This window comes from Pseudomonas sp. (assembly GCF_017744435.1).
Taxonomy (GTDB): Bacteria; Pseudomonadota; Gammaproteobacteria; order Pseudomonadales; family Pseudomonadaceae; genus Aquipseudomonas.
In genome coordinates this window covers 16,073-40,471 of record NZ_JAGIBG010000042.1, presented here as the reverse complement: position 1 = coordinate 40,471, position 24,399 = coordinate 16,073, and the positions used below count along the sequence as shown (strand labels likewise).

The 24,399-nt window shown below is 64.8% G+C and carries 21 protein-coding genes; 6 read left to right on the top strand and 15 right to left on the bottom strand.

The features are described from left to right. Nucleotides 1-146 precede the first annotated feature (146 nt). Together fusA and J7573_RS23195 are read right to left on the bottom strand one after the other, a co-directional pair. Nucleotides 147-2,258 (bottom strand): elongation factor G, encoded by a 2,112-nt coding sequence (gene fusA / locus J7573_RS23200; protein ID WP_294340652.1) that lies wholly within the window; start codon nucleotides 2,256-2,258, stop codon nucleotides 147-149. Nucleotides 2,259-2,331: 73 nt separating this feature from the next. Beyond that, a complete protein-coding gene (locus J7573_RS23195; protein WP_294340651.1) occupies nucleotides 2,332-2,757 on the bottom strand; it encodes a hypothetical protein in 426 nt (141 codons plus the stop codon). A gap of 239 nt (nucleotides 2,758-2,996) precedes the next feature. On the opposite strand from J7573_RS23195, the gene J7573_RS23190 reads away from it, so the two are divergent. Beyond that, the gene (locus tag J7573_RS23190) at nucleotides 2,997-3,299 is read left to right on the top strand and encodes a hypothetical protein (protein ID WP_085676159.1); all 303 of its coding nucleotides are present in this window, start codon (nucleotides 2,997-2,999) and stop codon (nucleotides 3,297-3,299) included. A gap of 3 nt (nucleotides 3,300-3,302) precedes the next feature. On the opposite strand, the gene J7573_RS23185 is transcribed toward J7573_RS23190, so the two are convergent. Further along, on the bottom strand, nucleotides 3,303-4,553 hold the full coding sequence (locus tag J7573_RS23185; RefSeq protein ID WP_294340650.1) for an aspartate aminotransferase family protein: 1,251 nt from the start codon (nucleotides 4,551-4,553) through the stop codon (nucleotides 3,303-3,305). 102 nt (nucleotides 4,554-4,655) lie between these two features. Next, nucleotides 4,656-5,555 (bottom strand): transcriptional regulator GcvA, encoded by a 900-nt coding sequence (gene gcvA, locus J7573_RS23180; protein WP_294340649.1) that lies wholly within the window; start codon nucleotides 5,553-5,555, stop codon nucleotides 4,656-4,658. 267 nt (nucleotides 5,556-5,822) lie between these two features. Here gcvA and J7573_RS23175 point away from each other — a divergent pair, with 267 nt between their 5' ends. From J7573_RS23175 to J7573_RS23165, 3 genes are all read left to right on the top strand, one after another. Continuing rightward, nucleotides 5,823-7,205 (top strand): amino acid permease, encoded by a 1,383-nt coding sequence (locus J7573_RS23175; protein WP_294340648.1) that lies wholly within the window; start codon nucleotides 5,823-5,825, stop codon nucleotides 7,203-7,205. Nucleotides 7,206-7,262: 57 nt separating this feature from the next. Further along, nucleotides 7,263-7,763 carry a hotdog domain-containing protein gene (locus tag J7573_RS23170; RefSeq protein ID WP_294340647.1) on the top strand — a complete coding sequence of 167 codons (501 nt, stop codon included), beginning with the start codon at nucleotides 7,263-7,265 and terminating at the stop codon, nucleotides 7,761-7,763. A 74-nt stretch (nucleotides 7,764-7,837) separates the two neighbouring features. Further along, nucleotides 7,838-8,533, top strand: coding sequence for a glutathione S-transferase N-terminal domain-containing protein (locus J7573_RS23165; RefSeq protein ID WP_294340646.1), 696 nt, complete (start codon nucleotides 7,838-7,840; stop codon nucleotides 8,531-8,533). Nucleotides 8,534-8,702: 169 nt separating this feature from the next. On the opposite strand, the gene J7573_RS23160 is transcribed toward J7573_RS23165, so the two are convergent. Beyond that, nucleotides 8,703-10,319, bottom strand: a complete 1,617-nt coding sequence (locus J7573_RS23160) for an inorganic phosphate transporter (RefSeq protein ID WP_294340645.1) — start codon at nucleotides 10,317-10,319, stop codon at nucleotides 8,703-8,705. Between the two features lie 121 nt (nucleotides 10,320-10,440). Between J7573_RS23160 and J7573_RS23155 the strand changes: the two genes are divergently transcribed. Next, on the top strand, nucleotides 10,441-10,827 hold the full coding sequence (locus tag J7573_RS23155; protein WP_294340644.1) for a DUF488 family protein: 387 nt from the start codon (nucleotides 10,441-10,443) through the stop codon (nucleotides 10,825-10,827). Further along, nucleotides 10,817-11,248 (top strand): GNAT family N-acetyltransferase, encoded by a 432-nt coding sequence (locus J7573_RS23150; protein ID WP_294340643.1) that lies wholly within the window; start codon nucleotides 10,817-10,819, stop codon nucleotides 11,246-11,248. Before J7573_RS23155 ends, J7573_RS23150 begins: the two co-directional genes overlap by 11 nt. Before the next feature lie 125 nt (nucleotides 11,249-11,373). Here the strand turns inward: J7573_RS23150 and J7573_RS23145 are convergent, their stop codons facing one another. The 10 genes from J7573_RS23145 to J7573_RS23100 all read right to left on the bottom strand — a co-directional run bounded on the left by J7573_RS23145 (nucleotide 11,374) and on the right by J7573_RS23100 (nucleotide 24,319). Beyond that, on the bottom strand, nucleotides 11,374-12,828 hold the full coding sequence (locus J7573_RS23145; protein WP_294340642.1) for a right-handed parallel beta-helix repeat-containing protein: 1,455 nt from the start codon (nucleotides 12,826-12,828) through the stop codon (nucleotides 11,374-11,376). Nucleotides 12,829-12,831: 3 nt separating this feature from the next. After that, the gene (locus J7573_RS23140; RefSeq protein ID WP_294340641.1) at nucleotides 12,832-13,920 is read right to left on the bottom strand and encodes a polysaccharide lyase; all 1,089 of its coding nucleotides are present in this window, start codon (nucleotides 13,918-13,920) and stop codon (nucleotides 12,832-12,834) included. A gap of 131 nt (nucleotides 13,921-14,051) precedes the next feature. Then, nucleotides 14,052-15,464 carry an alginate biosynthesis protein AlgX gene (locus J7573_RS23135; RefSeq protein ID WP_294340640.1) on the bottom strand — a complete coding sequence of 471 codons (1,413 nt, stop codon included), beginning with the start codon at nucleotides 15,462-15,464 and terminating at the stop codon, nucleotides 14,052-14,054. A 27-nt stretch (nucleotides 15,465-15,491) separates the two neighbouring features. After that, complete coding sequence (locus J7573_RS23130) at nucleotides 15,492-16,121, bottom strand: alginate O-acetyltransferase AlgF (protein WP_294340639.1); 630 nt, start codon at nucleotides 16,119-16,121, stop codon at nucleotides 15,492-15,494. 18 nt (nucleotides 16,122-16,139) lie between these two features. After that, nucleotides 16,140-17,234: an alginate O-acetyltransferase gene (locus J7573_RS23125; protein WP_294340638.1), complete on the bottom strand. Its 1,095-nt coding sequence runs from the start codon at nucleotides 17,232-17,234 to the stop codon at nucleotides 16,140-16,142. Nucleotides 17,235-17,243: 9 nt separating this feature from the next. After that, nucleotides 17,244-18,671: an MBOAT family O-acyltransferase gene (locus J7573_RS23120; RefSeq protein ID WP_294340637.1), complete on the bottom strand. Its 1,428-nt coding sequence runs from the start codon at nucleotides 18,669-18,671 to the stop codon at nucleotides 17,244-17,246. 14 nt (nucleotides 18,672-18,685) lie between these two features. Further along, nucleotides 18,686-20,140 carry an alginate export family protein gene (locus tag J7573_RS23115; protein ID WP_294340636.1) on the bottom strand — a complete coding sequence of 485 codons (1,455 nt, stop codon included), beginning with the start codon at nucleotides 20,138-20,140 and terminating at the stop codon, nucleotides 18,686-18,688. Continuing rightward, a complete protein-coding gene (locus tag J7573_RS23110) occupies nucleotides 20,137-21,588 on the bottom strand; it encodes a sel1 repeat family protein (RefSeq protein ID WP_294340635.1) in 1,452 nt (483 codons plus the stop codon). The genes J7573_RS23115 and J7573_RS23110 overlap by 4 nt, the downstream gene beginning before the upstream one ends. A gap of 21 nt (nucleotides 21,589-21,609) precedes the next feature. Then, the gene (locus J7573_RS23105) at nucleotides 21,610-22,773 is read right to left on the bottom strand and encodes a PilZ domain-containing protein (RefSeq protein ID WP_294340634.1); all 1,164 of its coding nucleotides are present in this window, start codon (nucleotides 22,771-22,773) and stop codon (nucleotides 21,610-21,612) included. Between the two features lie 16 nt (nucleotides 22,774-22,789). Further along, nucleotides 22,790-24,319 (bottom strand): glycosyltransferase, encoded by a 1,530-nt coding sequence (locus J7573_RS23100; protein ID WP_294340633.1) that lies wholly within the window; start codon nucleotides 24,317-24,319, stop codon nucleotides 22,790-22,792. Between the last annotated feature and the right edge of the window lie 80 nt (nucleotides 24,320-24,399).

The following is a 24,399-nucleotide window of genomic DNA, read 5'->3' as shown; positions in this document are numbered from 1 at the left end:
TTGCCGATGCCATCGTGAAAAAGAACCGCGGGGAGTAAGCGCTTCTCCTGCACCGCCCCCTTCGCGGGCACGCCCGCTCCCACAGGAATCGCATATTCCCTGTGGGAGCGGGCGTGCCCGCGAAGGGGGCGGTGCAGGAGAAGCGCTTACTCCCCGCGGTTCTTTTTCACGATGGCATCGGCAATGCTCGCCGGTGCCTCGGCATAGCGGGTGAACTCCATCGAGAAGCTCGCCCGCCCCTGGGTCATCGAGCGCATCGAGGTGGCATAGCCGAACATCTCGCCCAACGGCACCTCGGCGCGGATCACCTTGCCCGCCGGTGTCTCGTCGCCATCCTGGATCATCCCCCGACGCCGGCTCAAGTCGCCGAGGATATCGCCCTGATACTCCTCGGGCGTTACCACCTCGACCTTCATCACCGGTTCCAGCAACACTGCGCCGCCTTTCTGCGACAGCTGCTTGGTGGCCATGGAGGCCGCGATCTTGTAGGCCATCTCGTTGGAGTCGACGTCGTGGTACGAGCCGTCGAATACCGCCGCCTTCAGATTGATCAGCGGGTAACCGGCCAGCACGCCGTTCTTCATCTGCTCCTCGATGCCTTTCTGGATCGCCGGGATGTACTCGCGTGGCACCACGCCGCCGACGATCTCGTTGACGAACTCCAGGCCTTCCTTGCCTTCATCGCCGGGGGCGAAGCGGATCCAGCAGTGGCCATACTGGCCGCGCCCGCCCGACTGGCGAACGAAGCGGCCCTCGATCTCGCAGGTGTTGCGGATCTTCTCGCGGTAGGCCACCTGCGGCTTGCCGATGTTGGCGTCGACGTTGAACTCGCGTTTCATGCGGTCGACGATGATGTCCAGGTGCAGTTCGCCCATGCCGGAGATGATGGTCTGGCCGGTTTCTTCATCGGTGCGCACGCGGAACGACGGGTCCTCCTGGGCCAGCTTGCCCAGGGCGATGCCCATCTTCTCCTGGTCGCCCTTGGTCTTCGGTTCCACCGCCACCGAGATCACCGGGTCGGGGAAGTCCATGCGTTCGAGAATGATCGGCTTGTCCATGTCGCACAGGGTATCGCCGGTGGTGACGTCCTTCATGCCTATCAGTGCGGCGATGTCGCCGGCACACACGTCCTTGATCTCGGCGCGCTGGTTGGCGTGCATCTGCACCATGCGGCCGATGCGCTCCTTCTTGCCTTTCACCGAATTGAGCACGGCGTTGCCTGAGCTGAGCACGCCGGAATACACCCGGGCGAAGGTCAGGGTGCCGACGAAGGGGTCGGTGGCGATCTTGAAGGCCAGGGCGGAGAAAGGTTCCTTGTCGTCTGCGTGACGTTCCAGATGTTTTTCTTCGTCGTCCGGGTCGGTGCCCTTGATCGCCGGGATTTCCGAAGGGGCGGGCAGGTAGTCGATCACCGCGTCGAGCATCAGCGGTACACCCTTGTTCTTGAACGACGAGCCGAGAATGGTCGGGACGATTTCATTGGCGATGGTGCGCTGGCGCAAGGCAGCCTTGATTTCATCGACGCTCAGCTCCTCGCCTTCGAGAAACTTCATGGTCAGCTCATCGTTGGCTTCGGCGGCGGCCTCGATCATGTGCGCTCGCCATTCGTCGGCCAGCGCCTGCAGTTCGGCGGGAATGGCTTCTTCGCGGTAGCTGGTGCCCTGGTCGTTGTCGTTCCAGTAGATCGCCTTCATCTTCACCAGGTCGATCTGGCCGATGAAGTTCTCCTCGCTGCCGATGGCCAGCTGGATCGGCACCGGGTGGTGGCCCAGGCGCTGGTCGATCTGCTTGACCACCCGCAGGAAGTCAGCCCCCTGGCGGTCCATCTTGTTGATGTAGGCGAGGCGCGGCACATGGTACTTGTTGGCCTGGCGCCAGACCGTCTCAGATTGCGGTTCGACGCCGTCGGCGCCGCTGAACACCACCACCGCGCCATCGAGCACGCGCAGCGAGCGCTCCACCTCGATGGTGAAGTCGACGTGGCCGGGGGTGTCGATGATGTTGAAGCGGTACTTGTCGGCGAACTGCTTGGTCGAGCCTTGCCAGAAGGCCGTGGTCGCCGCCGAGGTGATGGTGATGCCGCGTTCCTGTTCCTGGGCCATCCAGTCCATGGTCGCGGCGCCATCGTGCACCTCGCCCATCTTGTGGTTGACCCCGGTGTAGAACAGGATGCGCTCGGTGGTCGTGGTCTTGCCAGCGTCCACGTGGGCGACGATGCCGATATTGCGGTACAGCTCGATGGGCGTTGTACGGGCCATGGCGGACTACCTGCGGATGGGCGGATTCCCCCACGGTAGCAGAGCGGGGGAATCCTGCCTGACCGCCGGGCCGTCAGTCAGCCTGGGCTTGCAGCATCCACTGGCCGTCGATTTCGCGGGCCAGGCCGCTGGCCGGCAGCAGGGCCAGCAGGCGCTCGTGCAGGGCGGCTTCGGTGAAGGTCTTGAGGGTGGTCAGGTCCAGCGCGCCGATCAGGCTGAGATCGGCCTTGGTGTACGACAGCCAGGCCTTTTTCAGCACCTGGGCGACGTCGCTGCCGGCGGTGCTGGCAAAGCGGCGGTGCCACGGGCGGCCCTCGAAGGTGAAGTTGTGTGCGTGGCTGTAGGTGCTTTCGTCGCTGCCTTCAGCGCAGCGGTGGCAGCGGCATGGGCCTTCGCCAAAGGCGTTGCGCAGGTAGCTGTTGAAATCCACGACGGGCTTGAGGGTCAGGCGTTTGTCGACCTCGAACAGGTCGGCGATCAGGGGTTCTTCGGCGCTCACTCAGGTGTCCTCGTGTGGTGTGGCGTGCATCGGCGGGCACCCTAACAGATCGGGACGTCTTTTGCAGGCCCGGCCTCTTCGCGGGTAAACCCGCTCCCACAGGTACCGCACAGCTTTTGAATACTGTGCGGTACCTGTGGGAGCGGGCGAGCCCGCGAAGAGGCCAGTAGAGACAACAAGGGCCACCTGCCGTACTCTACGCGCCCATATACCCAGACACCCTTTTGAGGTAACCCCGCTTGAGCACCAAGTACCCCTACACCGCCACCGTGACCATCAGCGCCGAAGACCGTGGCGGTGACACCGAAGCCTCGGAAAACCCGGGCATGCGCGTCGGTCTGGAAGCGGTAACCGAAACCCTGAAGAAGGTGCATTTCGTCGGTACGCTCGCGGCCCCCGAGAAGTCCGCCACGCACATCTGCGTGACCCTGGAGAACGGCCTGACCTACTACGGCCCGATCGTCAACGGCCACGCCGAACTCGAAGGCGGCTGGATCGCCTTCGAATCCGACATGCTCACCCCTGAAGAACTGGGCCTGTAAGGCTCAGCTCAGTTCAGCCAGGCACTGCTCGAGGATATCCAGCCCTTCCTCGAGCACCTCGGCCTCGATGGTCAGCGGTGCCAGCAGGCGAATGATGTGCCGCGCTTTGCCGCTGGGCATCAGTAACAGCCCCTTGGCCCGCGCCGCTTCCATCACCTTGGCCAACTGGGCTGGCGCCGGGCTGCCGTCGGCATTGACGAACTCGATGCCGCGCATGGCGCCGGTACCGGTCAGGCGGCCGATGTACGGGCTCAGGTTCGAGGCCTTCCAGCGGGCGTGGCGGCCAACGATCGCCTGTTCCTGGCGCTCACCCCAGGTGGCGACGTTCTCGTCGGTCATCTGTGCCAGGCTCGCCAGCGCCGCCGCGCAGGCGATCGGGTTGCCCGAATAGGTGCCCCCCAGGCCGCCCTTGGGCAGTGCCGCCATCAAGTCCTGACGCCCGACCACTGCGCCCAGCGGCATGCCGCCAGCGATGCTCTTGGCCAGCAGCAGCAGGTCCGGCTCGATGCCCAGACGTGGGAAGGCAAAACGCTGGCCGGTACGGCCGAAACCGGACTGGATCTCGTCGATGATGATCAGGATCCCGCGCTCGTCGCAGAAGCGCCGCAGCGCCTGGGCAAACCCTGGGTCAAGGGCGAGGAAGCCGCCTTCGCCTTGCACCGGCTCGAAGATGAACGCCGCCACGTCCTCCACCGCCAACTCGACGCTGAACAAGCGGTCCATGGCCTTGAGCGCCTGCTCGCAGGTCACGCCGGTATCGGCGCTGGGGTAGGGCAGGTGGTACACCGGCCCCGGCAGTTCGCCGACCTTTTGCTTGTACGGCGCGACCTTGCCGTTGAGGTTCAGGGTGGCCAGGGTGCGGCCGTGGAAGCCGCCGTCGAAGGCAATGATGGCGCGTTTGCCGGTAGCGCCGCGGGCGACTTTCAGGGCGTTTTCCGCCGCTTCCGCACCGCTGTTGGTGAGCATGCCGGCCAGTGGGTAGCTGACCGGGACGAACTGGCGCAGGCGCTCCATCAGCTCGAGGTAAGGGCCATGGGGGGCGGCGTTGAAGGCGTAGTGGGTCAGGCGGCTGGCCTGGGCCTGGATCGCCTCGACCACGGCCGGGTTGCAGTGGCCCAGGTTGAGTACGCCGATACCGCCGACAAAGTCGATGTAACGTTTGCCGTCGGTATCCCAGACTTCGGCATTACGGCCATGGGAAAGTGTGATCGGATGAACGATGGCAATGGATTGACTGATACTTTCCAGATTCATGGGCACGCGGACCTTGTTCGAGTTTCTTAATATCCAAGCGCGCCGCAGTATTATTCCGCAAACGAATTATTCGATTGCGATCATTCCCTGGATTCGCGAACTTTACCGATCACCTTCGGCCACCCGCTCACGAATCCACTGCACGAAGGCCTTGACCTTGGGCACTTCCGCGGCGTGTTCGGCATGGGCGATGAAGTGCCGGCCATTGCTCGCCACCGGGTGGTCCCAGGCCACCACCAGCTTGCCTTCGCTCAGTTCCTCAGCCACCAGGTAGCGCGGAATCAGGGCAATGCCACAGCCGGCGATGGCCGCGCGGATGCACAGGTAGAACGTGTCGAAGCGCGGCCCGTGGTAGCTGTTCTGGCTATGCAGGCCCAACCCCAGGAACCACTCGTGCCAGGCCTCCGGCCGTGATGCGCACTGCAGCAGGCGGTGTTCGGTGAGCGCCTCGGCGCTGTCGAAACGGTGCCGGGCCAGCAGCTCGGGTGCGCACACCGGCACCACCTCTTCGCTGAACAGCGCGATGCAGGTCGCCCCGGGCCAGGTGCCCTGGCCGAAGAAGAAGGCGATATCGGCCTTGGCCTGCACCAGGTCGAACGGCTCCAGCTCGTTGCGGATGTCCAGGTGGATGCGAGGGTGACGGTCGCCGAAGCCCTTGAGCCTGGGCACCAGCCAGCGTGCGCCGAAGGTTGGCTGGGTGGCGATGCGCAGCACCTCGGTCTCGTCGCCGTAGCTGAGGATGTAGCGGCTGGAGATGTCGATCTGGGTGAGGATCTTGTTCACTTCGGTGAGGTACAGCGCGCCAGCCGGGGTCAGGTGCAGGCGCCGGCGAATACGCTGGAACAGCGAATGCGACAGCATGTCCTCGAGCTGCGCGACCTGCTTGCTGACGGCGCTCTGGGTCAGGTGCAGCTCCTGTGCCGCACGGGTGAAGCTCAGGTGCCGGGCGGCGGCTTCGAAGCACTGCAGGGCGGTGGTCGAGGGCATCAGGCGTTTGGACATGGCAGGCGCATACCGAGCAAAAAAGGAAGAAGTTCATTCCGCAATGGAATCATGTGCTTCGAAAAGGTCGTTTGTTGACCTCGCCCTATAGATTAATACTGACCTCGATCAATGATTACAACCGGTATGGCGAAGAGGAGGTAATTGCGCGACCGGCGACTTAAAACAACAAAAAACAGCAACACGACCTACCCGAAATCTGCTCCAACTTTTCAGCCGTCGACGGCATGACCGCCGCACGCCGGCCGACCCATTCGAGGGTTCTTCATGGCTTCGCTACACAACAACAAACAGCGTTCCTTGCAGCACGGCCTGACCTCGCGTCAGGTGTCCATGATTTCCATTGCCGGCATCATCGGTGCCGGTCTGTTCATCGGTTCTTCCAACGCCATCGCGACGGCAGGCCCGGCCATTCTCATCTCCTACGCCATGACCGGCCTGCTGGTGCTGCTGGTGATGCGCATGCTGGGCGAAATGGCCATCGCCAACCCCAACAGCGGCTCGTTCTCCACCTACGCCTCGGAGGCCATCGGCCCCTGGGCAGGCTTTACCATCGGTTGGCTGTACTGGTGGTTCTGGGTGCTGATCATCCCGGTCGAGGCCATCGCCGGCGCGGACATCCTGCATGCCTACTTCCCGGGCGTACCGTCCTGGCTGTTCGCCTTCCTGATCATGGTCGTGCTGTCGGGCAGCAACCTGGTCAGCGTGAAGAACTTCGGTGCGTTCGAATATTGGTTCGCGCTGGTCAAGGTGGTCGCGATCATCGCCTTCATCGGGGTCTGCAGCCTGGCCGTGTTCGGCTTCTGGCCGCTGGCCGAGGTGTCCGGCATCAGCCGCCTGTGGGACAACGGCGGGTTCATGCCCAACGGTTTCGGTACCGTGCTCGGTGGTGTGCTGATCACCATCTTCTCGTTCTTCGGCGCCGAGATCGTCACCATCGCCGCCGACGAGACCGCCAACCCGAAAGACAAGATCCGCCGTGCCACCAACCTGGTGGTGTACCGCATCGCGATCTTCTACCTGGCGTCGATCTTCCTGGTGGTGTCGCTGGTGGCCTGGAACGACCCAAGCCTGAAAGCGGTGGGTTCGTTCCAGCGCGTGCTGGAAGTGCTCAACGTGCCGGGCGCCAAGTTGCTGGTCGACCTGGTGGTGCTGGTGGCTGTGACCAGCTGCATGAACTCTGGCCTGTACACGGCTTCGCGGATGCTCTATTCGCTGGGTGCCCGCGGCCAGGCGCTGAGCATGACCAAGCGCATTTCCGGTGCTGGCGTGCCGACCGTGGCGGTGATTCTCTCGACCCTGGCCGGCTTCGTCGGTTGCTTCGTCAACTATGTGCTGCCGGGCAAGGTCTTCGGTTTCCTGCTGTCCACCACCGGCGCCATCGCCTTGCTGGTGTACCTGGTGATCGCCGTGTCGCAACTGCGCATGCGTGCCCGTGCCGAGCGTGAGGGGCGGGCGCTGGAGCTGAAAATGTGGCTGTTCCCGTGGCTGACCTGGCTGGTGATCGGCACCATCGTCATGGTCCTGGGCTACATGCTGTTCAGCGATGCCTACCGCTACGAGACGCTGATGACCGCTGGCGTGACCCTGTTCATCCTGCTGGTGTCGCTGACCCAGAAGGGCGGCAAGGTGGTTGCCCAGCCGGCTTGAGGTTTCTGCTTTAATGGGGGCGTTTCGCGCCCCCATTTCAACAACCACAGGCAGCGTATGAACAACCCGATTCCCTCTCTCCAGGCCCTGGCCGCCCCCGAAGGCACCTGCTTCGGCTGCGGCTGTTCCCACCCCTCCGGCCTGCACCTGCAAAGTCACTGGGATGCCGATGGCATCCACCTGTTGTGCCGACACTCACCCGACAGCACTTATATCGGCTGGCCCGGCCTGGTCTATGGCGGCTTGCTGGCCATGCTGGTCGACTGCCATTCGAACTGGACCGCCATGGCCTACCACTACCGCGCCGAAGGCCGCGAAGCGGGCAGCTTGCCGCGCATCGATTGTGTCACCGGCAGCCTCGGGCTGAATTACCTCAAGCCCACCCCGATGGGCGTGGAGTTGCTGCTCAAGGCGCGCGTGGAAGGTGAAGTCGGGCGCAAGACCCGGGTCATCTGCGAGGTCTGGGCGGGTGATGTACTGACGGTCAGCGCCGACTCGGTGTTCGTGCGGGTGGACACCGAGAAGCTCAAGCTCAAGGCGCACGGCCAGGCCAGCTGATCAACGGCAGGTGATGGTCAGCCGCGCGGGATGTCTCTAGAGTGACAAGTCCATTCCCAAGGCCAAGGTTGACCATGACCGATCTGAGCGCTTTCCCCATCACCCGTAAATGGCCCGCGAAGCATCCCGAGCGCCTGCAACTTTACTCGCTGCCCACGCCCAACGGCGTCAAGGTGTCGATCATGCTGGAGGAGATCGGCCTGGCCTACGAGCCGCACAAGGTCAGCTTCGACAACGATGACCAACTGAGCCCCGAATTCATCTCGCTCAGCGCCAACAACAAGATCCCGGCGATTCTCGACCCCAACGGCCCGGGCGGCCAGGCGCTGGCGCTGTTCGAGTCGGGGGCGATCCTGCAGTACCTGGCGGAAAAGAGCGGGCAGTTGCTGAGCCAGGACCCGACCCAGCGTTACCAGACCCTGCAGTGGCTGATGTTCCAGATGGGCGGCATCGGGCCGATGTTCGGCCAGGTCGGCTTCTTCCATTTCTTTGCCGGCAAGGAATACGAAGACAAGCGCCCGCGCGACCGTTACGTCAACGAATCGAAGCGCCTGCTGGGTGTGCTGGACCGGCACCTGAAAGGGCGCGAGTGGATGGTCGACGAATACAGCATCGCCGACATCGCCATCTTCCCCTGGGTGCGCAACCTGGTGGAGCGCTACAACGCACGGGAACTGGTGGGCTTCGATGAATTCAAGGAAGTGCAGCGGGTGCTGGCGAAATTCCTCGAGCGGCCAGCCGTGCAGCGCGGCCTGAAAATCCCTGCCTGATCAGCTCACGCCACTTCCTGCAGGTGCGGCCTTTGTGGGAGCGGCCTTGCGTCGCGAAAGGGCTGCGAAGCAGCCCCCAGCGATATGTAATGGCGCAGAAATCTTGGGGCCGCTTCGCGCCCCTTTCGCGACGCAAGGCCGCTCCCACAAAAAAAGCGTTCATTCCAGATCAGAAAATCTGGTTCAGCAGCCAGTACAAGCTACCGGCCAACAGCATCGCCGCCGGCAGCGTCAGCACCCAGGCCATCAGCAGGTTGATCAGCGTGCGCTTCTGAATCCCCGAGCCGTTGGCGACCATGGCCCCGGCCACCCCCGAGCTCAGCACGTGGGTGGTCGACACCGGCAGGCCGAACATGTCCGCCGCACCAATGGTGCACATGGCGACCACTTCCGCCGAAGCGCCCTGGGCATAGCTCAGGTGGGTCTTGCCGATTTTCTCGCCCACCGTCACCACGATACGCCGCCAGCCGACCATGGTGCCCAGGCCCAAGGCGATGGCCACGGCGACCTTCACCCACAGCGGGATGTAGCGGGTGGCATCGTCCAGCTGGTTCTTGAGCAACAGCACATGGCTGCGGGTATCGGCGTCGAACGCCACCAGCTGCTGCTTCTCGATCAGGCGGATGGCTTCGCTGGTCAGGTACATGTCGTTGCGCACGTTGGCCATGGCTTCGGCCGGCACCCGTTGCAGCGAACCGTAGCCTTTGACCTGGTCACCGATCATGCCGGTGAGCGCGGCCAGTGCCGGCACCAGCTGCGGGCTGGCCTTGGGCTCGGCGATGAACGCCGTCAGCGCCTGGCGCGGATCGGTGGGGGCCGGCCCGGGGTCGGTGCGCACCAATGCTTGGCGGGTCACTTCGGCAACGGCAGAGAACTGCAGCGCCTGCTCGCTGGGCATGGTCTTGTTCAGGGCGTAGGCCATCGGCAGGGTGCCGACCAGGATCAGCATGATCAGGCCCATGCCTTTCTGCCCGTCGTTGGAGCCGTGGGCGAACGACACGCCGGTGCAGGTCAGGATCAGGATGCCGCGGATCCACCACGGTGGCGGCGTGCGGCCTTCTGGTGCCTGATACAGCTCCTTGCGCTTGACCAGTGCGCGCAGCGCCAGCAGCAACAAGGCTGCACAGGCAAAGCCGATCAGCGGCGAGAACAGCAGGGCATAACCCACCTTGCTGGCCTGGCTCCAATCGACCCCGCTGGTGCCGTCGCGCCCGTGCATCAACGCGTTGGCCACACCGACGCCGATGATCGAGCCGATCAGCGTATGCGAAGACGACGCCGGCAGCCCCAACCACCAGGTGCCGAGGTTCCAGATGATCGCCGCCAGCAGCAAGGCGAACACCATGGCGAAGCCCGCCGAGGAACCGACCTGTAGAATCAGCTCCACCGGCAACAGGGCGATAATGCCGAACGCCACTGCGCCACTGGAAAGCAGCACACCGAGGAAGTTGCACAACCCGGACCAGACCACCGCCACCGGCGCCGGCAGCGAGTGGGTATAGATCACCGTGGCCACCGCGTTGGCGGTGTCATGGAAGCCGTTGACGAATTCGAAGCCCAGGGCGATCAGCAGCGCCAGGCCCAGCAGCAGGAAGGGCGTGACGGTGGTGATCACCGTGCCGCTGGCGGTCACGTCCTGCTTGAGGTTCCAGGCGGTGTAGGCGATGCCGGCCAACAGCAGGCCGAAGAACAGCACGAGGGTGGCGCGCCCGGGTTTGTGCGAAAGCTGCGGGCGGGAATCGCTATGGGCCAGTGGCGGCTGGCTGGCCAGGGACGGGGTTGCCATGGGGGCTCCGATTGGCGTCGGCGAGGGTGGCTCTGAGCATAGAAACAATTCCTCGACTGGACGTGACCTCGGTCAATGAATTACCTAGGCTCAAGACAGACGGTAAAAGCAGGAGAACCCCATGATTCGCTGCAAGCGCGTCTACGACGCGCCAGAGAAGGAAGATGGCCGGCGCGTGCTGGTCGACCGCCTGTGGCCGCGCAATAAACGCAAGGACCAACTGCATGGCGAGTGGCTGCGCGAAGTGGCGCCATCCACTGATTTGCGCAAGGCGTTTCACCAGGGCGAGGTGGATTTTGCCGGGTTCACCCAGCGCTATCAGCAGGAACTGGCGGCGCACCCGGAACACTGGTATCCGCTGCTGGACCTCGCCGCCAAAGGCAACCTGACCTTGCTGTATGCCGGCAAGGACACCGCGCACAACAACGCCCAGGTGCTGGCGGCCTGGCTGGAAGACGAACTGGAGCGGCGCGGCCCAGGCAGCTCGCCGGTATGCTATGCCCGTTGAGCTGATCGCCGCGAGCGATGCCTGGTGCACGTTTGCCCGCGACCTCACGCGCCGGGCGATGTTGCCGTATTACCGCGAGTTCGACCTGTTGTGGATCGAGGAGGCTTTCGACGAAGCCTGGGGCTGGCGCGAGCAATGGCTGGTGATGGAAGGGGAGGACGTGCTGGGTTTCTGCAGCCTCAGCCAGGACCGGCAGGCATTGTTCATTCGTGAGTTGCACCTGGTGCCGGAGCAGCGTGGGCGCGGGGTGGGCAGCCAGGTGCTGGAAACACTGGCCGGCTGGGCGGCGCAGCGGCGTTTGCCACTCTTGAGGTTGATGGTGTTCAAGAGCAACCCGGCGCGGCAGTTGTACCTGCGCCATGGGTTTGTCGAGATGGGTGAGGATGATTGCTTTGTGAGGATGCAGCGGGTCATTGGTTGACCTGCGCCGGCCTCTTCGCGGGCTCGCCCGCTCCCACAGGATCACCACAATTCTGAATGCTGTGGAGTACCTGTGGGAGCGGGCGTGCCCGCGAGGAGGCCGGTGCAGTTACAGCAGATGCTGGATCATTGCTGCCTGACCCGCACTGTCTCACCCTGGCGAACCGTGGCCTCGAGCAACTGCCCCTGCACTGGCAACAGGTCGCCGATCAACAGGTTCTGCAGCAACGGCTTGCCATCGAAGCTGTTGCCCCCCAGCACCACATCCCGCACACCCTCCACCCGCACCAGCGCCTTGCCGACCCGGCCCAGGCGGTTGCCGCTGAGTACCAGCGGCCCGGCCAGTGGCGTGGCATTGCGCAGGCTGATGGCATATTCCGCCGTGTTGCCGATGTGGTTGTCGAGCAGCGCCACGGCGCTCACCTCGCTGGCATCCACCGCGCTGCCCTGGCTGCTGGCCAGCAGGTTGTCGTCGATCACCAGCGGAGCCGTTGCAGTGGGTGCCAGGTTGCGCAGCTGGATGCCGTTGCCACGGCTGTCGCCGATGCGGTTGCCGGCCAGCAGCACTGCGCCCTGTTGCTCGCTGACTTCGATGGCGGCCTTGGTCGCACCGAGGATCAGGTTGCCTTCGACCAGGGCACGGGTCTGGCCACGCAGGCGCACGCCGCTGTTGTTGTCGATGCCGCGCAGCTGGTTGCCCTGCAGCTTGACCTGGCTGTTCTGCACATCGATGGCGTATTGCTGCGACTGCTCGAATTGGCTGCCGGTAATGGTCGCCTGGCTGTGTTGCAGCTCCACCGCGCTGGACATCTCGCTGAACTGGCTGTCGCGGATGATCACCGTGGCCGGGCGCGTGCTGGCGGCCTGCTGGGTGCTCAAGGCAGTGGTCAGGCCACGAGAGAGGTTGGCGTTGTAGCCCAGGCGCTTGAGCGTCGAGCCGATCACCTGGGTATGGCTGCCGGCCCAGGCCACCACGAACGGCCGCCAGGCCCGGTCGGTGCTGCCCGGCTTGTCGCCAGCCATGCTCTCCAGGCTGGACTGGTTGAGCCCGAGCCAGCCCTGGTTGATCAGTGCCGTGCCGGAGAAGCTCGACAGGTACAGGCTGGTGCCTTCCAGTACCAGCCCGGCGTCGCTGGCGATCATCAGCGGGTAGCTGAGCAGGTAGCCATCCTTGTAGCGCTTGAGAATGCGTGGTTCGTTCAGGGCGTCGTGCAACTGCGCCAGGGTGATGCTGCCACCGCGCAGCATCACCACCTGCGGGTGGTGCGCCTGGTAGCCGGCGATGGCGCGGAACAGGCCGTTGTTGACGAACGGCTCGAACGGCCAGCTGCCGGCCTGGGACGAGAACATCGGCTGCAGGCTGACGCTGGCGCGCCCGGCCGGGCGTTGCCGTTCGGCCTGCTGGAAGGCCACGGCCTGACGCACCTGCTGGCGCAGTTGCTCGACCTTGAGCTGGCGTTGCTCGCGGGGCAGGGTGTCCACGGTCTGCTTGACCGGCAGCGATTGGCTGGCAGCCTGGGCGGCGCCTGCCAGGCACAGGGCGGCCAGGCAGGTAAGGGAAAAGCGGGCGAGGGCAGCCATGGGTCAGCTCCTTGATCCGGGCAATGGGGGGTAGAACGCTTTGATCGGGCCACCGAGCTGGCTGTAGTTGTCCACCTCGCCGTCTTCGCTGTCGTACAGCTGGCGCGCCAGCGCATGGCCGGGGTTGCGTTGCAGGAACGGGATCAGCCAGGCCAGTTTGTACGGTGCCACGTCCGCCTGGGGCTGGCCCTTGAGTTCGGGCAGCTCGCCCGGGGCAAGCACCGTACGGGCAGCGAAGCTGGCCAGCTGGTCGAGGGTCTGCTGGTCGTCGTGGCTCCACGGCAGGTTATTGGCACGTGCCGACTCGGCCAGCAGCACCAGCGGCACCAGGGCGTACTGGCTGTAGTTGGCCGCCAGCTTGCTGCGCGCCACTTCCAGCGGCAGATAGGCGTAGTTACCGTTGTTGGCGCGCACGGCCTGGGCCAGGGCGCGGCGCAGGTTGCCGTCGGCCCACTGGATGAAGTCGTCGCGGCCGACCAGCATGCCGGTGGCGGCCACGGCCCAGGCTGCCCAGTAGTCGTGGTTGTTGAAGTACACACCGCTGGTGCTGCGGCGCGGGTCGTACTCACGGATCACCTGCTCGCCGAGGCGGGTGAACCAGCTGCGCTGCGTTTCGTTCAGTTGCAGCTTGCCGTCGGCGGCCGACTGGGTCAGCAGCACGGCACCGGCCATGGCCGCCAGCGCCCATTTGCGCGCGGCCATGCCGGTGCCGCTGGCATCCGGGTTGAGCAGGGCGCCGGCTTCGGCCCAGTGTTGCAGCCACTGGTCCTGGCAGGCCAGGGCCATGTTGGCGTCCTGGGGTTTCTTGGCGGCCTGGAAGCGTTTGCTGGCGTAGATCAGGCCACCGACGAACTGCTTGACCTGCTTGGCGACCTGCTCGCTGTTGGCGTCGGGGCTGCTGCGCAGGGTCGACTTGCTGGCGTCGCGCTGGTCGTACTTGCTTTCCAGGCGCAAGCTGCCGGTGTAGGGCGCGGGCGGTTCCCTGGTGCAGGAGAGGGTGCGGTAGTCGGCGATCATGGCCGACTGCGGGGTGCTGTGGGCGGGCCAGATGGATTGCGCCGCCTGTGTCAGTGGGCTCATCAGAAACATCATGAGCAGGACTGGGGCTGCTTTGCAGCCCTTCGCGGGCATGCCCGCTCCCACAGGGATTTGTGAGGCTGAGGTGGTAGGTGTGGGAGCGGGCGTGCCCGCGAAGGGCCGCAACGCGGCCCCAATCAGCGGTATTACAGGCATAGCCGGGTCTCCACATCGGTCGCCACAGTCCCGGCCTTGGTCGGCTCCATGAACACCGACAGCAGGTTGGCCCCGGCATACTCCGGTGCCTTGCTCAGCTCCAGGTAGTACTGGCCACCGGTCACCGCCGCCTCACGGCGGAACCACACCTTGTCCCGCGCACCGTTGTCGTAGTAGACGATGATGTAGAAGTCCTTGACGTTCTTGTCGCTCAGGCGAATGTCGAGGAACCCTTTGGACAGCGCCTGGCGGCCACTGCCGGCATTGCTCAGCAGTTCGATGCGCTCGCCCACCTGCAACGCCGGGCGCTGCAGTTTCGAGCCAAGTACTTCCCTGTTTGCCGAGCACCCACCCTGGACCGCCGGCACCAGCTGGCGATACATCAGCGGCGAATCGAGCCGGTAGTTGGCCGGCAGCTCCCAGACGATCAGCTTGGGCGGCGCCTTGGGCTTGTAGTCGCTGGACAACAGGTACTCCAGCAGCGAGCCATCTTCACCCACCCCGGGCAGGGCGTAGTTGAGGATGTCGACATTCAGGTACTGCTTCAGGTAGCCGTCGAAGTTGTACTGTTTGCTCTCGTCCTCACGGGCCGCGGCGTTACTGTCGCCGACCAGGATCACTTCCGGGTCCGGTGCCTCGTCGAACAGCGCGTCGGCGCCTGCGGCCACCGGGATGGTCTGGTAACCACGTACGTACTGGAAACCGTAGTTGTTGCCGCAGATGCTGCTCATCGCCAGGTTCATGGTGCCATCCTTGGGCACCATCACGCCCGGCTCGGTGCGGTACGCCTTCTTGGTCAGCCCGGCATAGAACGGCTGGCGGCGGATTTCCTCGGCCATCAGTTTCGCCGTGGCTTCGGCGCCGGTGGGTGTCCAGTGGTGGTCGCGGCGGAAGAAGTACTCGCCCTGCGGCGGTTGCTGCACCAGCTGCATCATCGGCGCCACCACCGCGCCGCCCTGGCGCAACTGGCCGAGATAGGCGGCAAGGCTGTTGCTGGCGCGGGCATAGTCGAAGCCGTGCAGCTGGTCGGCGAACAGCTTGTCGCGGTGCATCAGCCCGCGGGTCGGCTGGATCGCCATGGCCACATGGATGCCCTGGCGCTCGAACGCCTGCATCAGGCGGGCGAACTCCGGGCGCATCGGCGCGGGGATGCCAAAGTCATTGGTCAGGTCGACGGCCGAGCGGAACAGCCAGCGGTCCTTGCCAGGCACGATCTCGCGCATCAGTTTCATGCGCCCTTCGGCGTAGCGTTGCGGGTCGCTCAAGGCCGGGCAAACCATGCACTGCAGGTTCTCGCAGCCGGCCCCGGCCACTTGGGCAGCCTGGGCCGGCTGCGCAGCCAGGCCGGGCAGGCTGAACAAGGCCAGGGCAGCGCTCAGGCCAAAAGGTACAAGGGTCTTCATGTGCCATTCATCCTTGCAGGGCATTCATCACTCGGTCGGGTCGATGCTGTTGGCCAGGGTCATGCTGCGATTGCCGGGCAGCAGCACATAGCTGTACGAGCGGCCCTTCTTGAGGAACTGCTCGTCGAAGCTGGCGACCTTGGTGTCCTGCTGGTAGGCGGCGAAGTCGATCTTGATCTCGTTGACCATGCGCGTGCCGGTCTCGCCGTTGCCAATGGCCTCGACCACGTCATGCTTGCCATCGGAGGTTTTCAGCGTGGCCTGGTTGGCGGTCAGGTTGTAGAAGGCGATCTGCGCCTTCTTCGGCTCGTTGACGTACTTGTCGCTGATCAGCTTCAGCTGCTTGCCGTCGTAGACCACGGTGCTGGCGGCATTGGCCTTGAGCTGCGGCTCGATCGACTTGCCGCCGACGGCGATCTTGTGCGGGCCGGCAGGGGTGAAGCGGTAACCGCTGAGCTGGCCGGCGGCGACCCGCTGCGGGTTGACCTTGCCGCTGAGGGTCACGTCGATGTTGCTGTCGGACAGGTTCAGCACGCGGACAAACGCCGAGTCGGCCGGGGCCACGGCATCGTACAGGTCGGCGTTGCCTTCGGCGGCCAGGGCGGCATGGCTGGCAGCGGCCAGGGCGATGGCGGTGAACAGCTGGGTAAGTTTCATCAGGCTCTCCTTGAATCGTCAGAAATGCTGGGGCGCAGCGCTGCGGCTGAGCGAGCCGGGGCGGTGGGCGAGCAGGGTGCGCAGGGGGAATTCCCAGACCACGGTGTCGATCTGCGTGTTGGCCAGCTGGTCGCTGGCCAGGAACTGGTTCATCGCCTCGAACGGGCCGCGGGCTTCCACGGCGATGCTCAGCAGGTCGCGGTTGAGTGCTTCCTTGAGGAAGCCGACGAAGTTCCAGTCGTCGATCTTGCTGTAGCTGGTGCCGACCAGCAGCAGGCTCTGGTTTTCTTCGGCGAACAGGTCGTCGGCGCCTTGCGTGGCCTTCAGGGTTTCGTACAGGGCGATCGGGTTGGGGCCGAACTGTGGCGCCAGGCGCGCGTGGTCGAACTGGATGTAGTTCATCAGGTCGCCCTTGACGCTCTTCTCGCCGGCCTTGCGCGACACGTACACCTGGTCACCCAACAGTTGCGGGCGCTGGCGCGCCAGTTCGTAGGCCGACAGCCGTGCGCCTTCCGGGCTCCAGTGGGTGTCGGACTTGAGGAACAGCTGCGGGCCGTCGAGGTTGGCGAGGAACGCCCCGCGCAGCGGCACCACGTCCAGCTGGCGGTTTTGCAACTCGCCAACGAAGTGGTCGTAGAGGCTGGTCACCCGTGGGTCGAAGGCATGCTGGGCATGGGCCGCGTACACGTCCAGCTTCATCGGCAGCGGCAGGATCACCAGCTGCTTGCCGTGCTCGGCCAGCTGCGTGCGGACCTTGGCGATCTGCTCCAGCTGGCTTGCCAGGTTGGCCTCAAGGTCGTTGGGTACACGGTATTCCTGGTTGGTATAGAGCCAGCCATCCTTGCCCAGCACCACACCCTTGGTACCTTCGCCGAACAGGTGGAACTGGGCATCGGCCCACAGCTCCACCGACGGGTCACGCAGGAAGAAACGCTTGTCGTAGGCCTGCTCGAACTTGCGCAGCAGCTTGCCGTCGACGAACAGGTTCCAGGTATCGGTCGAGGTGCGGGCAAAGCTGAACACCGGTGGCAGCGAATAGACGAACATCGCCGCCAACACCACCACGAACAGAATGCCATTGGCCTTGCTGGCCGAATTCATCACCGGGTACATGGCCGTCTCCTAGAACTGGAAATACAGGAAGGGCGAAAACGAGTTGGCCGCCAGGCTGCTCAGCGCCAGCAGGAAGCCGCCCCACAGCAGCACGCTGTGCAGCGCGCCGACATGGCGCATGAAGTAGCCGTCCTTGTTGCCGGCGTAGAACCGCACGTTGTTGATCCCGGCCAGTACCAGCCAGGCCAGCGCCACCAGGGCGAAGGCCATGGCCATCTTCGAGGCGCCGAGCACGTACAGTTCCAGCGAACCGAAGCCGTTGAGGCCGAACAGCGCCTGGTAGATGTCGATGCTGTGGCGCAGGTCCATGGTGAAGAACAGCGGCATGCTCAGCAGGATCAGCCCCCCGGTGCGCAGGTTACGGCCCAGGTGGTAGGGCGTGCTGACCTTGGTCGCCAGGTTGAACTTGCGCTCGATCACCATGCCGACGCCAAAGAACAGGCCCCAGCAGATGAAGGCGAAGCTCGCCCCGTGCCACAGGCCCGACAGCAGCATGGTCCAGATCAGGGCCGGCAGGGCACCGGCCACGCGCTTGCGCACCAGTGGCATGTACACGTAGTCGCGCAGGAAGTGCGCCAGGGTCATGTGCCAGCGTGCCCAGAACTCGGTGATGCTCTGCGAGACATACGGCTGGTTGAAGTTTTCCGGGAAGCGGAAGCCCATCATCAGCGCCAGGCCCAGGGCCATGTGGCTGTAGCCGGCAAAGTCGAAGTACAGCTGCAGGGTCGAGATCACCAGGCCGAACCAGGCATCGGCGAACTGCAGCGTGCCTTCGCTGACGAACAGCACGTTGATCGGCGCCAGGCGGTCGGCGATCAGCACCTTCATGATGAAACCGAGCATGAAGCGGCACACGCCCAGCGAGAACAGCTCCAGCGAATGGGTACGTTCGCGCAGCTGCGGCGCCAGCTGGCTGTAGCGCAGGATCGGCCCGGCCACCAGGTGCGGGAACAGCGCGACGAAGGCGGCGAAGTCGATGAAGTTGCGCGTCGGCGTGGCGTCCTTGCGGTAGATGTCGACGATGTAGCTCAGGGCATGGAACACGTAGAACGAAATGCCCAGCGGCAGGAAGATGTTCTCCAGCGTCCAGGTGTTGATGCCCAGCGGCGCCAGCAGCAGGGCCAGCACCTCGGCGCCGAAGTTGGCGTACTTGAAGTAGCCCAGGGTCGACAGGTTGCCGGCGATGCCGATCCACAGCAGGCGCAGGGCCATGACTTTGTCGCCGGCGTCCAGGCGTGCCTTGATGCGCAGGCCGAACCAGTAGTTCCAGTAGGTGATGCCCACGAACAGCAGCAGGAAGTCCGGGCGCCACCAGGCATAGAAGATATAGCTGGCAGCCACGATCACCGTGGAGCGCCACTGTGCCTTGGCCAGGAAGTATACGGCCAGGAACAGCGGCAGGTAGAGGAACAGGAACACATTGGAGGCGAAGATCATGGCACGGCCCTTCCTTAGTAACTGATTACCACGCCGACGCTCAGCTGGTAGTCATCGCCGGTTTCCAATGCACTGCCGGCATTGAGGTAACTGGCGCTGACCAGCGCGTTGACGTCCAGGTGCTTGCCATCGATAGCCACCGGAAACATCTTCCAGTAGTAGTTGAGGTCGACCATCTGCCCGACATTGCGCCCGTTGCCATTGCTGCCTTGGGTAATGGCGCGGTTGCGCTCGGCGCGTTGATCGCCGTTCATGCGGATCGGCAGGGTGCCGTCGGCATCGCGCAGGTCGAGCTGGGTCACCCGCAGGTCCAGCGCGCTGCGCGGGGTGGGGCGGGTCTCCACGGCAAAGCCGTAGTAGCTCAGGTTGCGCAGGTCGAGGGCGACGAACGAGCTGGTCAGGCGCGTGCTGTAGGAGCCGGTGCGGGTGATGCGGTCGGACTGGATGGCGTTCAGGCGGAAGCCGTCGTTCTCGTCGCTGGGCTTGTCGGTCAGGCCGCCTCGCAGTGCCACGCGCGGGGTCCACGCCAGGCTGTCGAAGCGCTTGCCGACTTCGCCCAGCACCGCCCAGCCCTTGCTGCTGTGGCCGGTGGTGGTGACGCCGTTGCCGTCGGTGTTGTCCATCTTGCCGTCCAGCGCCGCCAGTTCCAGGTGGTAGTCGCTGAGCACCGGGTAGGCGAGGTTGTCGCCCTTGAAGAACAGCCCGTAGCGCATGCCCTTGAAGTCGTAGCGGTCGTCGGCGTCGTGGCCGCTGTGGTCGTTCTCGTGCATCAGGCGCACACCGACCTGGTTGTTCTGGCTCCAGCGGTAGGCGTACTGGCCCATCAGGTAGGTGGTGCGCTCCTCGCTGTCGGCCAGGCGGTTGACGTCGGTGTTGTAGTTGTGGAACTTCTGGCCGACGGCAAAGAACGCCTCGCTGAAGGTGTCCTGGTAATTGAAACGCAGCGATTCGAGGCTGTCGTCCCACCAGATGCCGTAGTCGTCATAGAAGCGCTGGCGGCCGAACGAGGCAGAGAAGCGCGGGTCGTCGCCGATCAGGTTGCGCTTGACGTACAGCTCGCGCAGTTCGGCGTACCAGCCTTCGGGCTGCTCGCGTTCGTTGGCGTTGGACGCTTCGTTGGTCAGGTTGCTCGACTGGCTGGAGTCGTAGTTCAACCACAGGCGGCCGTAGACCATCCATTTGGCCCAGCGTTTTTCCGGCGAGTACCAGGCGAACGATGGCTCGTAACGCAGGCTGTAGAACATCTCGCGGTCGCTGCCGACCTGGGAGTCTTCGGGGCCGTAGCCGGTTTGCACGGTGAGCTTGTTGAACACTTCCGAGGTAATCACCGGCTCGCTGCCATCCAGCGCGGCGACGCGCACCGGTTCGTTGCTGTCGGCTTCGGGGCCGGTGATTTCTTCTGCGGCGAAGGCCGCTGGCAACGGTGCCAGGGCCAGCAGGGCGCCGAACAGGGGGTGATGCGCTTTCACAGGGTGGCCTCCTTGAACAGCCCGTTGCGAGCGGCCAGGGCACGCTCGATGTCATCCTTTGGCAGGGTCTTTTCCAGGCGCTTGATCAGGCTGCGCGCGCTGCGTTCACCCAGGTCGAGGGCGACGCGGGCGTAGGTGTAGGCCTTGACCGGGTCGTGGCACAGGGCACGGCCGTAGGCGTGCAGGGTGGCCATGCGGTACCAGGCGGCGGTGTTGCCCTTGTCGGCTTCGGCCTGGAACAGCGCCAGGGCCTTCTCCTGGTCGGGCTGGTCCTCGACACCTTTGCTGTAGTACTCGCCCAGCAGCAGGCCGGCACCGGGGTAGCCGCTGGCACGCAGTTCGTCGATCAGTGCGCGGGCCTTGTCCGGGTCCAGGGTCAGCCAGTTGTTGACCATGTAGAACTGCGCCTGCAGGGCCTTGGCCCGGGTCGGCTCGCGCTCGCGCACCTGATCGATCATCGCCTGGGTTTCCTCGGCGTTGTGCTCGGTCGGGTTGGAAATCATGTAGTTGGCCTTGGACACCATGGCCGGCACGAAGCCGCGGGCCACGGCCACATTGCGCCAGCGCTGGACCCGGGCGGTGGCGAGGTTCAGCGCATCGCCCTGGGCTTTTTCGCGGGCCAGTTGCTCCGGGGTTGGCGGCAGCTTTTCAGCACCGGACGCGCTGGCCTGGTTCTCGTAGCGGTCGGCTTCCTGTTCGGCGCGCTGCACGCTGGTGATGCTGTCGAGCAGCGCAGCGACGCGGTGGACGATCTCCACCGGCAACTGCTCGCGCTCAGGTTCGAGCTGGTCAGCGAACGGCGGGAACAGGCGGTCCTGCTGCTCGCCGAGGAAGGCGTAGTAGCGGTCGACGGCGCGCGCGTCCACGCGCACCGCCTGGCGATACCAGCGCTCGGCGCCGGCACGGTCGCCCTGGCGCTCGGCGAGCACGGCGTGGTACAGCTCGGGGCGGCAGTTGAGCAGGCAGGCCTGCTCGTACAGCGCCAGCAGTTGAGTCGCCTGGGCGGTGTCGACCAACTCCGGGTAAGTCAGGAACACTTCCAGCGTGGTACTGGTGTTGCGCGGGTCGAGGTTGGCCGGGTAGCGCGTCAGTGCCTGCGCCATCCAGGGGCGCTGCGCCTCGCGCAGGCTCGGCGTGCGGTCGATCAGGCGAGCCAGCGAAGCCAGTGCCGGGACCATGCCATGGCCGTCGGCAAAGGCCTTCTGGTACAGCGCCACCACTTCTGCGCGGCTGGCGTCTTCGCGGCCGGCCAGCACATCGCCAAGCAGCAGGGTACTGGCCAGGTCGCCACGGGCTGCCAGTTCGCGCAGGTCGGTGGTGACCTCGGCCGACGGGTCCTTGTACAGCGCGTAGCGGATCTGTTCCAGGCTCTGCCCGGCACTGGCCGTGGTGGCGCAGGCCAGGGCCAGGCCGGCCAGCAGCAGGCGGGGAGGCATATTGGCGGTCATGGCGTCATCGTCCTCGGCCGCTTAGCGCGCTGCGCCGAACGGCAGGCCCATGAACAGGTCGACCGCCACCGCTTTCTGGTAGGCAGCGGCCGGCAGCGGGCTGTCAGGCTGGATGGTCAGTGCCAGGTTGCGGTTGACCTCGTCGACCCGGGCGTCGACCACTTTGCCGCTGTAGTGCTGATCGAGGCCGAACACCTGCATGTCCACCGACTTCACCCGGTCGACATCGGCGAGCTTGTCGAACGGCACGTTGGCGCGCACGAACAGGCCCTGGTCCTTGGGCAGCAGGTGCATCAGCGGGGCTTCCTTGTAGCCGTAGCCGTCCAGGCGCTGGTTCGGGTAGTAGACCGTGCAGTCGCACGGGCTGTTGATCACCGTCTCGATGGTGGCGCGGCCGAGCAGGGTCTGCAGGTCGCCAGGCGACAGGTCGGCAACCGCCTTCATGTCGGCCGGGCTGGTGAAGCTGGTGGCCAGCTGCGTGGAAATGCTGGCCAGCGGCTGGCCGGCCTGCACTTCGGTGGCGCCGGCGGGCAGCAGGTACTTCACATAGCCGTTGTCGGGCATGCTGATGACCTGGGCGTTGGTCGCCACCTGGGCCTGCAGCGCCGGGATGCGGAAGAACAGCAGGTAGCCCTTGTAGCCGACGAAGGCCAGCGCGGCGACGCCGGCGGCGGTGTACAGCAAGGTGCCGGTCAGGGCCTTGAGGCGGGCGCCCGGGGTGCGTGCGCTGGCGTACTTGTGCTTGCGTTCCTTGATGTAGTTCTCGCGCTGCATGACATTGAACAGGCCATTGATGTCGGCGATCTCGCCGGACATGTAGGCACTGATCAGGTAGCGCAGGATGTCGCGCTTCTGCGCATCGAGCTCGACGAACTGCGCGCCCACTTCGCTGCCACGCTGGGAGACGATGCGGATCTTGCTGTCGATGTTCAGGTCCACCTGGTTCAGGCGCAGGCGGATCGAGGCGTCGTACAGCGTGCCGACTTTCAGCGGCGCGTCGTGGGTCAGGCCCAGGCCACCCAGCGAAATGTCCTGCAGGGCCACTTCGAACGGGGCCTGCCCGGCACTGGCCAGGCGCACCCGCGCGTTCATCCGGGTGCGCACGTACTGGCGCTCGTCGACCGCTTCGTGGACGATGTTGGCCGCTGTCTTGCCCGGGGCCGCGGGAATGTTCGTGGTACTCATGTGCAGGCGCCTTTCCTTAACGTTGCGAGAGTTCTAAAAGAACGGTGATGACCCCGAAGAAGATGGCGATCGACGAGCACAGCATCGCCTTCGAGGACCAGCGGTTGAGGCTGGCGTCGAAGTCGACGCTGCCAGTGGCCAGGGTGGTCTTCTGCCGCGTCCAGCTTTGCTGGTCCATGTGGAACATCGCGTAGACCTTCATCAGCGAACCGACGATCTGGTTGTAATAAAGAACGAAGGGGTACATCGGGCTGACCGGGTGGCCGGCGAAGACGAACAGCACCGTTACCAGGCTGCGCGAGATCAGCACCCAGAACAGGTACACCAGCAGGTACTGGATGCCGAACACCAGGCCGGCCACCACCGAGGCGGTCAGGCCCATCAGGCAGGTCCACATCGACACGCGCTGGTCGAGCAGCACGTACAAGGTGAACAGCCCCAGGCGGGCGCGACCGAGCAGGGCGGTGGCGCGGAAGTTCTGCCGCAGCGAGTTGCCGTACCAGCGGAACATCAGCTGGCGGGTGGCGGTCAGGAAGCTGTCGCTGGGCGGGTGCTCGACGGTCAGGGTGTGGCTGTCGGGCACGTAGAAAGTGTTCCAGCCGGCACGCATCAGGCTCAGCCAGCTCGACTTGTCGTCACCGGTGAGGAACTGGAAGCGGCCCAGGCGCCAGTGTTCGAGGAAGTCGGCCTCGACATCGCGGATGAATTCGGGGTCGGTCATCACTTCGGCGCGGAAGAACGACAGCCGCCCGGTCAGGGTCAGCACCCGGTGCGACAGGGCCATCGAGCACATGTTGATGTGGCGCTGGACAAAGCGCATCGAGTGCCACTGGCGCATCCAGCGGCTGCCTTCGACTTCGCAGAATTCGTTGGTGGTCAGGCCGCCCACGTCCGGCAGCACGGCGAACAGCTTGACCGCACGCTCGACACAACCGGGCAGCATCATGGTGTCGCCGTCGACCACGCCGACGACCGCGTCATTCAGCGGCATCTGCCGCGACAGCGCACGGAAGGCATGGGCCAGGCCGTCACGCTTGCCAGTGCCACGGGCGCGAACGATCACCAGCTTGATGTCGTCGCGGTCCTTGACCTCGTTGCGCATGATCTCCTTGATGAAGGTCTCGTCGCCTTTCTCGACGATCGAGGCGATCACCGTGCACGGCACGTTCAGCCGCTGCACTTCCTGGAACACCGACTGGTAGACCTTGAACGTGGTCGTGGTGGGGATTCGGAAGCTGGTCACCACCATGAACATGTGCGAGGGCAGTGCGGCATCGCCCAGGCGGTCGACCTGCCGGCGCATGCGCGGGAACTTCCAGTGCAGGAAGTACATGCCGCGCAGGTAGTGGACGATGGCGTTGCCATAGCGCCACATGCCCAGCGTGCCGATGATGAAGATGAACAGGTGGTGGTTCGGGTCCAGGTACTGCGGCGCGACCATCTCCGAGGCCAGCGCGATCAGCCCGGCGAGGCACGCCCAGCCGAAGAAGCTGGCGGCTGCGCGCAGGTAGCCGGGTGCCACGAAGGGTGGTTGCTGTCGATCCATGTCGCCTTGACTCCTGTTTTTGCGGTGCCCGCGCGCCACCCCCAGGCGTGAGCCTGTGGCAGGTGGCGCGCGGTAGGTGC